Below are 13,203 nucleotides of genomic sequence, written 5' to 3'. Positions count from 1 at the left end.
AGGAAATTAGACCACTACACGACTTCCCGAAGCGCGCCAACGCTAACGATCGCGTATGGTTGGGGGATCGATATTTCAAGCGCCGCATAGCCGAGCGCCTTGACGCCTGGGCGTGTTGTTGCGTCATACAACGATCTGATCGCGATCTGGATGATCAGCGGACCCGCCAGCGTCTCCGCATAAAGATCTACCGGCACACCGTCAATCCTCGTGAGCACAGAAACTTCGCTGCCCCACTCCTCGATCATGCAGCGCTTGCCTTGTTCATGACCGTTCTGTGTGAGCGGCGGCGCATCGACGAACCGGCTCTCCACGAGCAGTTGCAGCGCCGCGGCGTGCAGCGCGCGCAGCGCGCCGAGTTCGCACGCGGCACCACGCTCATGCCGAAAAAAGGCCTGAGAACCCGGCGGTCGGCACAGCGTCACCTCGTCGCCACAGCCGGCGCAATGGAAGATCGCCGGTCCTATGGCAGGCAGGTCACATGCTGCGACCACCTTAGGCCATCTGCGAACCCGCCATTAGAACTCCTCTGTGTGAGCCGCCAAGTGGAGACATCCTGACCAGATTGTGAAGGAGTTCTGCAACATGCACCAGATTTGCATGCAGATTTGCCGACAAAAATCCAACGGTATATGCCGTTCAAGTGCGTGCCTGCGTCCGCACCACTGTTCCCGTTCGACTTCGATCGGAAGTCCTTCGAGCGGCCGCGCGTTGAGATCGCAACGCATCATCATCTGCGTCTCGCGCATTGTGAATCCGCAGTAGAACTTCGCATTTCTTCCACAGGACTGCCGCGTTTCTTTCATCTACGTGTCTCGGACAACCGCCAGCGTGCGCCAGGGACGGAGATGCATCCGCGTGTGCAGGAGACGATCGCGCAGGCTGCGCGTGCAGCCGGTTGAACGGCCGGGACCGGAGCGGCGATGAATTCACAGACGGAACTATCTATGGAAAGGTCGTTGACTCGTAGGTGGCCGGGGCGTCGATCCCAGTCTCTCCTCATTCAGACCGCGACGCTTATTGCGCGATCTTCAACACGGCACGAAATCTCGCCTGGATTCTGCGTTAGTGCAACCCGATATCGAAGACTGACGTGTTGGCGCCGGCCAGGAATCGCGGCCCGTTCCTGCACCACGACCGAGGCCGCTGACGTTGTTGGATCGACACCAGGCCAAACGTACGTCGGTCGAGATAGTGCGTGCTCGATGTGTACCCTCCCGGTCGTCGAGCCCGCACCGACGACCGGCGAGTTCAGCCCGATCCGCGCGATATCCCCGATCTCCGGCGATTGATTGGCGATGTGACGAACACGCCGTCGAATTGAGGTAGTCTCACAACGCCTGGTGCGCGCAGGTCGATTTTCCTGACCACGTGATTCTTGTGGGGCCTTTCAGTGGCGATCTGCAGCAGGTATGCCGGAGTCGCCGGGGCCGTCGGCGCACATAGGACCCAGACAAACCGGTTATCCGGCGTCACCGACACGGCCATCGAGAGCAGGTATCGATATCTGGTCCGTGCCGGGGTTCGCGGGATCGACGACGTGCAGCGCACTGGTCGGCGCGCCGTGCGCAACGTAGACGTGTTTCGCGTTCGGAGCGATCGCCACACCTTGCGGATTGGCGGCGACGGGAAAAAGTATTCGCCGCGAGCGTGTCGCATCGATGACCGAAACGGTCCCGTCTGTGGCGTTTGCGACATAGACATGGGCGCTATCCGGTGGGACGGCGATCCCCAGGGCGCCCTGGCCGACTGGCACCATGCCGACGAGCGTGGTTGAGAACGTCGTGCCTGTCGTGTCCAGCACCGCGAGCGTGCCGTCGACCGAGTTCCACATACGGTCGGGTCCCATCAGGCGACGCCGCTACTCACTGCGAGCCGTTGCGAACCGGAATTTCCGTACCCGCGGTTTTTTCGCGGTTGATTCCCGACTCCTGGTGCGTGCTGGTACCCCGCGAGTCGCGAGGCTAGACCCTTTATGGTTTGACTGGCGGCCACCATCGGAGTCCTTATCGCCGTCTGAGACGCGGTGCGCAGGTCGCCCGCCAGGTCGCCCCACCTTTACGAAGGCCAGGCCAGGCTCTTATATGGCCTTTCCCAATAACGACTACCTATCGCCACGGCGGCGATAGGTCAATTCTCGCTGACTGCGGACCGCGGCCACGAGCACCAGGTCCAGCTCAGGCACAAACCGATATAGCGCAAGATAGCCATTCGCTCCGGTCGAGATAATTAACTCGCGCATTCCGCTGTGGCTAACAGGCCGTCCAATGAGCGGGCTCGATTGCAATATGTCGAGCGCGCTTACGATGTCTTCTATGCGTTGTGCTGCGTGTTCCGGGGCGTGTTCAAAAAGGAAGTCAAAAATCCGATCGAAATCTTGCTGTATTTCGGGCGCGAGAATCAGTCGCGCCATTTCTTTACCTTTGGCAATTCCGCGGCACGGTTTGCGGCCCGTTCACGAAGGTAGCCACGCATGTCCGCCCACTCGATGCCAACACCCATCTCCAGCATGTTCGCAATCCGGTTGTCGCCTTCCTCAAGAAACTCACGACGCAATTCTTCGTTAGCGACCCTCTCTGCGATTGCCTCCAACATGAAACTATGAGCCGTCGTACCAGACTGCTCTGCGAGCTTGGAAATGCGGTCCCGGAGATCGGGAGGCAGGCGAAGGGTTGTGGTAGACATGACAACTCCCAGAATGTGTCACACTTGTGCTACATCCTACGCTGTTTGAGATGGCGATGCAAGCCGGGAACGGGTCGCTCACCCTCGATGTAGCGCCCTGCTTGCGGTTCGAGCATGATCGTCGCCTCTTGCGCGCAGCCGGCCGACATGGCTGTGCCTGAGCATAGCGCGGGCCGTCGATCGTCTCCACGCCCTGAAAGCGGTGGCAAAAAAATGGTCCGCACCTGTGCAGACCCGTTTCGGGCGAGGCACAGACAGGCGGCCAGTTTCCCGCCAGCCCCGCCTGTGCCCCGCTTTGCGGCCACGTGTCGTTAACACGCGCCACGTCTACATGATAGTCACGGCGTCCGCGCCCGGCAGAGTTTTTATCCGCGTCACGCGCGCGCGCGCGTGCGCGTCGGGTGGCCGGTCCGGGAAGCCAGTATTTGCCGGATGGTGGCCAGCGATTGCTCGGCAGCCGCGCTCGGCGTGAGACGTTACGGTACGCTGAACCGGGGCGCCGTCACCCCGAGCGTCCGGCACACCGCTGCCGAGCCGCTACAGTAACGACATTTCGGTTGCGATTTTTCAGCGATCGCCGGATCCGGGGCTTTTCAGGCACACTACGCGCATTTCATTCAGAGTCGTTTCGTATGTCCCGCTCGTTCAAGGCTACCGCCGAACAGGAAGCAGTAATCGATGCGGTCGTCCACGGCGGCGACCTGAAAATCAAGGCGTACGCCGGGGCGGGCAAAACTTCGACACTCGGTCTGGTGGCGAATCATCTCGCTGGCAAACGGGGCAGCTACCTTGCCTTCAACAGGGAGATTGCTGAGCACGCGCGCCGACAGTTTCCGCCGCACGTCAGTGCCCGCACAATGCATTCTGTGGCCTACGCATCAGTGTCACCGGCCCTTCGCGCCCGGACGGGCCTTCCGCCCGAGCCACCGCACGAACTGGCTGCACGATGCGGCCTGGGGCCGGTACAGATACCGACGATCACCGGTAAGCCGATCGAAGTAACGCCGTTCGAACTCGGCCGGATGGTTATCGACGGGCTCGGCCGGTTCTGTCGTTCGGCGGACGCTGCCCCTGAGGCTGCACACATCCCTGTTGACGAAAAAGTGCACGAGACGGCTGTCGGGTCGCTGCGCGAAGCCTTGCTTCCATTCGTCGTGCGGCTCTGGAAGGAGAGCATAGATCCACGCGGGCGCAGTGCCGTGACGCCAGACGTGGCGCTAAAAGTGTGGTCGCAGACGTCACCCTATCTCGACGTCGACTTCATCCTGTTCGATGAAGCGCAGGACAGCGATGGCGTCATGCTTTCGGTGCTTGACCAGCAGCGTCACGCGCAGATCGTCTACGTCGGCGATCCATACCAGCAGATCTATGAGTGGCGCGGTGCGATCAATGCGATGGCCGCGATCAACGCGCCCGAGCGTGCGTTAACAGAGTCATTTCGCTTCGGCCCAACGTTTGCGGCGCTTGCGAGTCGCCTCGTCGGTTTGCTTGGCGAGCGCACGCCCATTCGCGGCCAGGACACCATCGGCTCCATCATGGTAGAAGACCCGAACATTTCACCACCCGTCGACGCTGTTTTGTGCCGGAAGAACGTGACGGCAATCTGGCACCTGGCCGCGGGCGTTGAGGCGGGGCACAAGCCGGCGATCAGGATGAGTCCCGCCGAAATCGAAGCGTTTGCCGATGGTGCTGACCTGCTACTGGCTGGCAGGCGGGCATTCCGGCCGGCCGCATTCTCGTTGTTCGAGACGTGGAGCGACGCACAGTCCTTTGCTCGCAGCGCCGTGGGACGTGATCTGCTACCGATAGTGCAAATCGTCGACGAATGCGGCACTGCGTATTTGCGGGCGCTCGCACGGCGTATTAGCCCGGAGGCCGGCTCTGACTATGTAATCTCAACCGTGCATCGCGCGAAGGGACTTGAATGGAAACGGGTAAAGGTCACCAATGACTTCCGCTTTAAGGTGGTTGACGGGCGCATGACACTCGACGACGACGAGATGCGCCTGCTCTATGTGGCCATTACGCGTGCACAGCATCTTCTGGATATCTCCGAACTGAGAGCGGAGCTTTTACACTTGCTGGGCCGCCGCCGTTGAGTCCTTCCGCGCGCCGCTTCGCCGGTTATTGCTGCAACTGCAATTGATGTAAACCAGACCGATTCCGTATCACGATCAGGCATCAAGACACGATCACGAACACGGATGTGATCGATTACGACAATCTACCCGACAGCAGCACAAGGCACGACGAGCGGGGGCACGGAAATCGGCGGAGGCAGTATTGTTGGGTACAGGTTAGCTGACACTACCCTCTCCTTTTGACCTTGAGAAACGGACAGCCTCGTTGCCCGTTTCCGTCGAGCAAAAGCATCCAGATCTGAACCCCCTATCTTTGCACCCTGACTTGCAACTCCCTTCGCCTTGTCAGGCTCGCCTCGGGCCAGTAATCCTTCGCGGAGTAGTACCCGGCGACGGCCGGTGTACCGGCGGGGAGCACCACCCACGGCTGTTTCGAGGCCACAAAAATATGGATGTCGGGCGGGAGGCGGTCCGGATCATCTAACGTGCCGACCCGCACGAAACACACCACATCACCCGCGCCCGCGTAGTGGCTCCAGACTGCCACACGGCAGATCGGGCAACGGGCGATTTTCTGCCCCTTTCCGCTCTGCGACGGTGTTACCACGATCTCGGGCGTGCCAGCGAGAAGCTTCACGCGGTCGGCTTCGATCATCGCATTCAGCGCAAACGACGCCCCCGATTCGCGCTGACACCAGCGACAGTGGCAGCAGTGGACGAACATGGGACTGCTGCACATGCGATACCGTACCGCACCGCAAGTACAGCGACCGTCCAACTGGAAGTTATCCATGACGCACCCCCATTCGAGTCCGGGAAAAACGTGCACGGCCATCGTAGGTGGTGTAGTCCGTTATCGCAAGCAGTCCGGCGGCGGGCGACATTTTCAGACTGCCTGGGTGCCGTCTCCTACACAGCACACCGGAATTTTCGCGAGCAGAGGCCCAGCGTGGTGCGGCCTGGATGCCACACGGTCCGTGATCGTCTTATCGGCTTTAGCCTGCCACCGGCCAGTATGGCGTATTGCCGACGGAGCGCCTGGAGACGTTTATCTAACCTGGAATGGCTTTGCCGACGTTCTTTTAATGCCAAGCCCTCATCACGGAAACAGGCCGCTCGACTTGTGGTCGATGCCATCCGCTAACATGGCATCGATAAAGGCGCGAGCCCTGCGGTCGACGCAAGTGAGAGCGATGCTCTCTGAATCGTATATAAAAGGATCAGCAAATTGGCCAACTACCTTTTGTTTCGACGTCCTTGTACGCAACCACCAGGTGATGCGATATCTCGGTGCGACTCGGTCGGAAAAACGGATCGTACGCGGCTCCAGGCATGCTTCAATGATATATCCGCGATAACGTCCGACGATGTGATCTTTCATCGACTATAACTCGTTTAAATGCGATATCCTTGGCGCTAACCGGCACCATGGCGGGCTAGTGGGTTACTGATGTACCGAACCGCATAGTCGGCGATAGGCGAGTACGGCACCAGACAGAGACTGGACAGCACGAGCGTTCCGACCTTCTTCTTCAGACTCCAGAATGGATTCGCCACGATCGCATGCAGATACGCGTGCGAATCATTCAACATCCAACGCCATCGGGTCGTCAATGGCGCCTGATAGACACTCGAGCAGAAATGGGCCTTTTCATGTGCGAAATCGTGGAACTCGGCAGGCAATTGCATTCCTAACCGGCGCGATGCTATGTCGCGCAGGGTCGCCCACCGCGCCGTGAACGCTTTAGGCGCCTTGTCGGTCTGCTCGGAGTTGGCAAACGATACGCCTCGCGCTCCGTCATCATTTACCCGGTATCCGCCAAGTGACTTCGGAATGGTCGATATCGGGCCGACGAGGGCTGCGCCATAGATCGCGTAGAAATCTGCGCCATACCGGTTCGTGGCCGCTTCCGGAATGGGAAAAATCTGCCTTAGCGCCTTGACACTATACGCATTGCCCGAGGCAGGCGGTGATGGGTACAGCCACCCGCCCAGCAGAAGATCCCGACAGTCACCATTGATTCCCGAGTGAGGCACAAAAATGCCTGTACGTTTGCTCATCGGATCGATGACGTCGAGGCGGAACTGCACTTTCGCCGGATTTTCCCTTTCGAAACGTTGCATCACTTCAGCTACTGCACCCGGATATAGCACATCATCGGAGTCGAGGAACAGCACGTAGTCAGTTTCGACGAGCTGGACACCCAGGTTGTAGGCTGAAACCTGTCCGCCGTTGTCCTTGAAGACGGATGTGATGCGCGTACCGTACCCCTCCATAATCGCGCGCGACCCGTCCGTCGATCCGTCGTCGATGACCATGATGTGCGTGTTCATGTAGTCCTGCGCGAGCGCGGAATCGATAGCCTCCGCCAGAAACTGTTCGTAGTTGTAGTTGCAGATTACAACGGTCATTTTTTTCATAGTGACTCACGCAGGTTGAAAGAGTACAGCTGGATATCAAGGCTGAAAGGAAATCACAGACCGACGAAGCACGATCCGGCTGTGCGTTGCCTTGCAAGCCAGGCTTACTGCGGACGCACAACGCAATACACAGCAGATGTCTCCGTGCCTCCTCCGCCATGACCGTCGACGCGATGCGGCAGGGGGACGCACTAGCATCGCGCCAGCCTGAATTCAGCGGTCCCGATGGGACATAGCTTGCTACCTTGCGCACGGCTCAGGGTCGACCAACATTCCGCTGTGGTTCATCCGGTCGCGTAGCAGGAAAAAGAACCTGTGAATGAACGGGCCTGGTACATGTTTTCCGCCAGAAAATCTGGCGCCATCTGTTTAGCATGATTTGGCTGGCAGCCTGGCAGACCGGACACCCACGACACGATCTCGTCCCTGAATGTTGCGGTTTTGGCCGATAAGGCGGACTTCAATACGCCTGCCCCACCCACAGTGGCAGAGCAATCAGTCAGGGGTCATGTCGGTACTTGTATGGTATTCAGCGTTTGCGGCCAATAGCACCCGACTTTGCGACCGAAATGTCCGCAGTGTCGCAAATGCCTGGTATACTCAAACGGTCTGTTTGTCCCAGCCATGCCGCTGAAGATCGTGGAACCCGTGCGCAACCAAAGAGTTGTATCCATGTGGAACATCACGTCTCACCGGGAGTTCTTTGAGTGAAAACAAGCGGAAGCTGATGCCATAAACAAGCGAATGTTTCACGTGGAATCACTTAGTAGGTCTGGTATTCCGTCATCGAAACATGTGCGGCCTTTACGAAACCGCATTGTTTGGCGGCGAGGTATTCGAACGCACAAGCATGTAATTAGGCCTGTCACGGCATGCGAATATCTCTGCTCACGTCGCGCTCCCCGCGCTACCACATTGGTCGCAGACATCGCTATCGACGAACCAGGCAATGCTTGCAATAACGGAGGACACGTCCATGTCACGTCCGAAAAGATCTATTCGGCTTTGCCACCAAACGATGCCATCAATCCCGGAATGACACAGAAAGAAGTTGTAAGCAACGGTCCTGGCTTCCGAAGACGTCTGAAAGACAAAGCGAAGTCTCTGCTGCCGGACATACTGTTCCTCTCACTTCTTCATCGAAAAGAGGTAGGTCGATTTCCAAATCTGATTCGGCCGCGCACATTCAACGAACAGATTCTCAGGAGAAGCCTGAAACCTGATCCTCGATACGCTCCACTGACGGACAAGCTAGGCGTACGCGAATACGTGGGCAGAGTGCTTGGAGAAGAGTTTCTCGTGCCCTTGATTTCGGCGCCCGAGGAATTTACGAGGGTCCTTTTCGATTCTCTTCCAAATTCCTTTGTCATGAAAGCGAATCACGGGAGTTCGTTCGTAGAAGTCATGCACGACAAATCAAAGGTCAGCTTTGAGCGACTGCAACAGCTTGCCGCCCAATGGCTGTCGACCGATTTCTACAAAAACGCTCGTGAGCGTCACTACAGGGACATTGCGCCACGACTGTTCTTCGAAGCGCTTCTTCTCGACAAGGACGGAGAGATTCCTGCCGACTATAAGGTGCATTGTTTTGCCCGAAAAACGGGACGACCCGAGATGTATATCCTGCACATCAGCAATCGGTTTGGCCAAGACCCCCGGGGCAACATCTATGACGTGAACTGGAATCATCTCGACGTAGAGGTCGGCGGATATGCCCGTAGTCCTGCACCGGAGCCACCTCCTGCCAACCTGACTGCGATACTTCATGCAGCCGAGATGCTATCTCAAGGTTTCGATTACGTACGAGTGGATCTCTATGCTCCGGACAACGCAATTTACTTTGGTGAATTGACTTTTACCCCTGGTGCAGGTGTCGTACCTATCTTCCCCGACAGTGTCGATCTTGAGTGGGGCAAACTTTTCAAGTCCTTGGGATCCTCATATCGTGCGTTGATTTGACCGCTTCTCCAATGGGATTGCAAGCGGATGTATGCGCAAAGAACCGGAGTTCGAACAGCCGACGAATACCTCGACATGCCGAGGCCTTGTCAGTCATGAGCAACGTCACCAGCGCTGGGGACGAATTTGCGTCAAGGGCGTTTATTCCCGAGGTGAGAGGCCTGCGCGCCGATGGAAACGCGCGGGCTCCTATTGGTTGTCGAATATGTCATCAGTCTCCCACACGACCGGGTAGTCGCAGCGAATCGGTTCACGCCGACGCTTCCAGCAGCGCTTTGGCCTCTTGCCAGTCCGCAGTGCCGAAGCCCCCTGCGAAGGCACCATGGATCGCGGCTAGCGTTTGCCGGGCCCTTCAGGACGGCATTCCGAACAATCTCGCGTTCACCGGCACCTTTACCGTCGATCACGCCGACGGCTTCCGCCAGCAGGAGCGCGGACAATACGAGCATTTCAACGGCAATATCGGCTACCGCTTCCCCGACGTCGAAACCCGCTTTTCCTCGGCGCACTGATCGCGCTCGGGATCTGGGCCGGCTGGATCGCATGGCCCACGCGGCCGGCTGAACCCACACCCGTGGTGCCCGTCACGTCCACCGTCTGCACGCTACGCGCATGAGACGGGGCCGGTGTATGCGTCGGCCTTTTCATTTCAGGCGATAATCGCGAGGCGTGGGTTGCCGCAAGGCATTGATAGGGAATATGGTGAGGCGCTAGCCGAGTCCATAGCTGTGCCCGCAACTGTAGGCGCGAAGTCCGGCATCTGTATGCCACTGTATCGACCGGGAAGGCGATGCCGGACGCCGACGCGCAAGCCAGGAGACCTGCCCGCGCCCGGAACGCCTGCGCGTGTTCCGGCCGACGCCGGCCCACCTGGGCCGGCACAACCAGCATGCGAGGAAATTCATGCAACGGCTCGACCTCCTACGTGTTTTTGACGACAGTCCGCACACATTGCGCGGCAAGATCTTCGGCATATTTTCGATGCTGATCGCCGCCAACATCGGCGTCTGGATCTGGGCGCTCATGGCGCTTCACGACCAGCCCACGCTGACGGGTATGGCGTTGCTCGCCTATACGTTCGGCCTGCGCCACGCGGTCGACGCGGATCATATCGCCGCCATCGACAATGCGACACGCAAGCTGATGCAGTCCGGCAAACGCCCCGTCGCCGGCGGTCTGTTCTTTTCGCTTGGGCATTCGACGATTGTGATCGCCCTGTCCGTCGCGCTCGCCTTTGCAGTGATCGCGCTGAGCAGCCGCTTCGACGACGTGAAGTCGGTGGGCGGAATCATCAGCACATCCGTGTCGGCCACGTTCCTGCTGGTGCTGGCCGTCGTCAACGTGGTGATTCTGATTTCCGTCGTGAAGACGTTCCGCCGCGTGCAGCGCGGCGAGCGCCTCGTCGAGGAAGACCTGGACAGGCTGCTGAACCGGCGCGGCCTGCTTTCGCGAATCTTCCGGCCGCTTTTCAGACTGGTTACCCGTAGCTGGCATCTGTATCCGATCGGTTTCCTGTTCGGGCTCGGCTTCGATACCGCCACCGAGGTTGCACTGTTCGGCATGTCGGCCGCGCAGGCGGCGCACGGCATGTCGCTCGCCACGATCCTCGTCTTTCCGGCACTGTTTACGGTCGCCATGTGTCTCGTCGATACCGCCGACGGCGTCCTGATGGTCGGCGCCTACGGGTGGGCGTTCATGAAGCCGATCCGCAAGCTGTACTACAACATCACGATCACGTTTGTCTCCGTCGTGATCGCCGTGCTGATCGGTGGGCTCGAAGCGCTCGCGCTGATCGGCGACAAGCTCGATATGAGAGGCACGTTCTGGGATGCAGTCGGCACGGCAGCCGATCATTTCGGTGTGCTCGGTTATGCCGTCATCGGCATCTTCGTGTTGAGCTGGCTGATCTCGGCCGTGATCTACCGGCTCAGACGGTATGACGACTTGCCCGTCAATGTCGGCTGACGGAAATACCCGCCTTATGGTCACGGGTCAGCGCTTGCCCGTGGCATAATCGCGTCGATTCGATTTCCGCAACGACACGACCCAACAGGCCAATGCGAAGCCGCCTTTGCCGGATGACCGGCAGCTTCCTCGGATTGCTTGCAATCCTGATGGCCATGCTCGCGCCTGCCGTGTCGCATTCGCTCGCCGCCTTGCACGGCGGCGGCGAAAGTGGCATGCACTGCTCGATGCTGTCGATGCAGCATGCCATGCATCACCGCATGGACCAAGGAACACAGCACGATCATCCGCAGGCTCACGCGCCGATGCCAGACGGCGATGTGTGCGGCTATTGCAGCCTTCTCGCGCACATGCCGGCCGTGCTTGTCCCTCAGCTCGCCTTCACGCAGCTCACGCAGGCGGTGCTTCATCGGAGCGTTACGCGCTTCGAGAGCGTGCGGCTCGTCGAGCCGCTCACGCCCGGCCAGCCTCGCGCCCCGCCTGTTCTCCTTTCCTGATCGATTCGCTTCCGTGCGTTGCGCGCCGCGCGCGATTGCACGTCCTCGCGCACGCCCCTGCCCACGCATTGGCAGCGTTCGAGGGTTCGACAATACTCCAGAAAAAGGATGAGCCATGCATACCCATTCGATGCGACGCGCAGCACCGCGCGCCACGCTAACCGTCATCGCGGCCGCGCTCGGCATCGCTGCTGCCATGTTGCCGTTGCAGGCCGAGGCTCACGCGATTGCCGGTTACCGCGTCTTTCCCGCCACCCTGGCCGTCGACGACCCCGGGGTCGGCGACGAAGCCAACCTTCAGTTCGGGCACATCCGCGTGCCGGGCGACGACGGCGACCAGAGCGTCAACACGTTCCATTTCGAATACGACAAGCTCATCACCTCGCGACTTGCGCTGTCGGTAGGTGGCTCATACGTGATGCAGAACAACCCGACCGCGCACGGCTTCGACAACTTCGACATCGGCCTCAAGTACCTGCTGTACGTCAACGAGGCGCACGAATTCATGACCTCGGTCGGTGTCACCGCGGAACTCGGAGGGACAGGCAGCCACGCAATCGCGAACAGCTTCTCGACCATCTCGCCGACGATCTATCTCGGCAAGGGCATGGGCGACCTGCCGGATTCGCTCGCCTGGCTGCGTCCTGTCGCCATCACGGCCGAGGCGGCACCGGCGCTCACGACAGGCGCCGGATAGCCGAACGCGTTCAACTACGGCTTTACGGTCCAGTACAGCCTGCCGTACCTTGAGCAGCACGTGCATTCGCTTGGTCTGCCGCAACCGTTTTCGAACCTGATTCCGATCGTCGAAGTTCCCCTTTCGCGAAGCCAGGGACAGACGACGGGAACCGTCAATCCCGGCTTCATCTGGATCAACCGCTACGGCCAGTTCGGCATCGAGGCGCAGATTCCGGTCAATCGCGCGAGCGGTTCACACGTCGGTGTTCTCGTGCAGGCGCATGTCTTCTTCGACGACATTGCGCCGACGACCGTCGGCAAGCCGCTGTTCAACTGGTAATGGAGCATCACATGAACACACGTCATCATTCGCGTAGCGGCGCGACGCTGGCTGCGTTGGTCCTCGGACTCGCGTGGGCCGGTTCCGTCTGGGCACACGTCTTTCCCCGCACGCAGGTTCCGGCCGCTGGTGCCACCGTGACCGCGCCCAGCGAGGTGCGGATCGTCTTCGATGGCCCGCTGGAACCCGCGTTTTCGTCCGTGACCGTCACCGATGCAGGCGGCAAGCAGGTCAATACTGCAAAGGCCGCCGTCGACGCGAAGGATCACGATACGATTTCGGTCGCTTTGCCATCACTGCCGGCAGGACGCTATACCGTGCATTGGGTGGCCGTGGCGTCCGACGGACACCGGACGCACGGCGATTATGGCTTCGACGTAAAGTAAGGAAGTTGGCGCTTTCCAACGGCTGTGCCCGCTGTAGGCCACTCTCAGCAGATGTGGCCGGAGATTGAAGCTACGATGTATCCGGACAGGCGAGGCCGTTCACTGCATCGCGCATCGACGGCCTCGAGAAATGCCTGTCGGGCAGACGGGAGATCGAAACATGAAACAGGACATTGCACGCCAGGCACTCG

At 59.5% G+C, this 13,203-nt stretch carries 13 protein-coding genes, 1 pseudogene and 1 riboswitch; of the genes and pseudogenes, 7 read left to right on the top strand and 7 right to left on the bottom strand.

Features of this window, described 5'->3' with window-relative positions; translation table 11 throughout:
- Nucleotides 1–14: 14 nt before the first annotated feature.
- The 4 genes from BN2476_RS42385 to BN2476_RS42365 all read right to left on the bottom strand — a co-directional run bounded on the left by BN2476_RS42385 (nt 15) and on the right by BN2476_RS42365 (nt 2,685).
- The gene (locus BN2476_RS42385) at nt 15–494 is read right to left on the bottom strand and encodes a hypothetical protein (protein WP_143811208.1); all 480 of its coding nucleotides are present in this window, start codon (nt 492–494) and stop codon (nt 15–17) included.
- Between the two features lie 968 nt (nt 495–1,462).
- Nucleotides 1,463–1,849, bottom strand: a complete 387-nt coding sequence (locus BN2476_RS42375) for a YncE family protein (protein WP_087740103.1) — start codon at nt 1,847–1,849, stop codon at nt 1,463–1,465.
- A gap of 255 nt (nt 1,850–2,104) precedes the next feature.
- Nucleotides 2,105–2,413, bottom strand: a complete 309-nt coding sequence (locus BN2476_RS42370) for a type II toxin-antitoxin system RelE/ParE family toxin (protein ID WP_087740102.1) — start codon at nt 2,411–2,413, stop codon at nt 2,105–2,107.
- Nucleotides 2,401–2,685 carry a ribbon-helix-helix domain-containing protein gene (locus BN2476_RS42365; RefSeq protein ID WP_087740101.1) on the bottom strand — a complete coding sequence of 95 codons (285 nt, stop codon included), beginning with the start codon at nt 2,683–2,685 and terminating at the stop codon, nt 2,401–2,403. The genes BN2476_RS42370 and BN2476_RS42365 overlap by 13 nt, the downstream gene beginning before the upstream one ends.
- A 632-nt stretch (nt 2,686–3,317) precedes the next feature.
- Here BN2476_RS42365 and BN2476_RS42360 point away from each other — a divergent pair.
- A complete protein-coding gene (locus BN2476_RS42360; protein ID WP_087740100.1) occupies nt 3,318–4,784 on the top strand; it encodes a 3'-5' exonuclease in 1,467 nt (488 codons plus the stop codon).
- A gap of 289 nt (nt 4,785–5,073) precedes the next feature.
- Here BN2476_RS42360 and BN2476_RS42355 read toward each other — a convergent pair whose 3' ends face one another.
- The 3 genes from BN2476_RS42355 to BN2476_RS42345 all read right to left on the bottom strand — a co-directional run bounded on the left by BN2476_RS42355 (nt 5,074) and on the right by BN2476_RS42345 (nt 7,187).
- Entirely contained in the window at nt 5,074–5,601 is a 528-nt protein-coding gene (locus tag BN2476_RS42355) for a GFA family protein (RefSeq protein ID WP_087740099.1), read from the bottom strand.
- A 264-nt stretch (nt 5,602–5,865) separates the two neighbouring features.
- Entirely contained in the window at nt 5,866–6,147 is a 282-nt protein-coding gene (locus BN2476_RS42350; RefSeq protein ID WP_087740098.1) for a hypothetical protein, read from the bottom strand.
- A 35-nt stretch (nt 6,148–6,182) separates the two neighbouring features.
- Nucleotides 6,183–7,187: a glycosyltransferase family 2 protein gene (locus tag BN2476_RS42345; RefSeq protein WP_087740097.1), complete on the bottom strand. Its 1,005-nt coding sequence runs from the start codon at nt 7,185–7,187 to the stop codon at nt 6,183–6,185.
- 1,035 nt (nt 7,188–8,222) lie between these two features.
- Between BN2476_RS42345 and BN2476_RS42340 the strand changes: the two genes are divergently transcribed.
- From BN2476_RS42340 to BN2476_RS42315, 6 genes and pseudogenes are all read left to right on the top strand, one after another.
- On the top strand, nt 8,223–9,146 hold the full coding sequence (locus BN2476_RS42340; protein ID WP_087740096.1) for an ATP-grasp fold amidoligase family protein: 924 nt from the start codon (nt 8,223–8,225) through the stop codon (nt 9,144–9,146).
- A 296-nt stretch (nt 9,147–9,442) separates the two neighbouring features.
- Complete coding sequence (locus tag BN2476_RS46910; RefSeq protein ID WP_087740095.1) at nt 9,443–9,658, top strand: hypothetical protein; 216 nt, start codon at nt 9,443–9,445, stop codon at nt 9,656–9,658.
- A 142-nt stretch (nt 9,659–9,800) separates the two neighbouring features.
- Nucleotides 9,801–9,989, top strand: a riboswitch (cobalamin riboswitch).
- Nucleotides 9,990–10,049: 60 nt separating this feature from the next.
- Complete coding sequence (locus BN2476_RS42330) at nt 10,050–11,111, top strand: HoxN/HupN/NixA family nickel/cobalt transporter (RefSeq protein ID WP_087740110.1); 1,062 nt, start codon at nt 10,050–10,052, stop codon at nt 11,109–11,111.
- A 113-nt stretch (nt 11,112–11,224) separates the two neighbouring features.
- Nucleotides 11,225–11,608 carry a DUF2946 domain-containing protein gene (locus BN2476_RS42325; RefSeq protein WP_235851218.1) on the top strand — a complete coding sequence of 128 codons (384 nt, stop codon included), beginning with the start codon at nt 11,225–11,227 and terminating at the stop codon, nt 11,606–11,608.
- Nucleotides 11,609–11,723: 115 nt separating this feature from the next.
- Nucleotides 11,724–12,626 (top strand): annotated as a pseudogene (locus tag BN2476_RS42320) (hypothetical protein).
- An 11-nt stretch (nt 12,627–12,637) separates the two neighbouring features.
- Nucleotides 12,638–13,012 (top strand): copper resistance CopC family protein, encoded by a 375-nt coding sequence (locus tag BN2476_RS42315; protein ID WP_087740109.1) that lies wholly within the window; start codon nt 12,638–12,640, stop codon nt 13,010–13,012.
- The last annotated feature ends 191 nt before the right edge of the window (nt 13,013–13,203 follow it).

This window comes from Paraburkholderia piptadeniae, from assembly GCF_900007165.1.
Taxonomy (GTDB): Bacteria; Pseudomonadota; Gammaproteobacteria; order Burkholderiales; family Burkholderiaceae; genus Paraburkholderia; species Paraburkholderia piptadeniae.
Note: the sequence above shows the minus strand (reverse complement) of the source record. Positions and strands in the feature narration are given on the sequence as shown.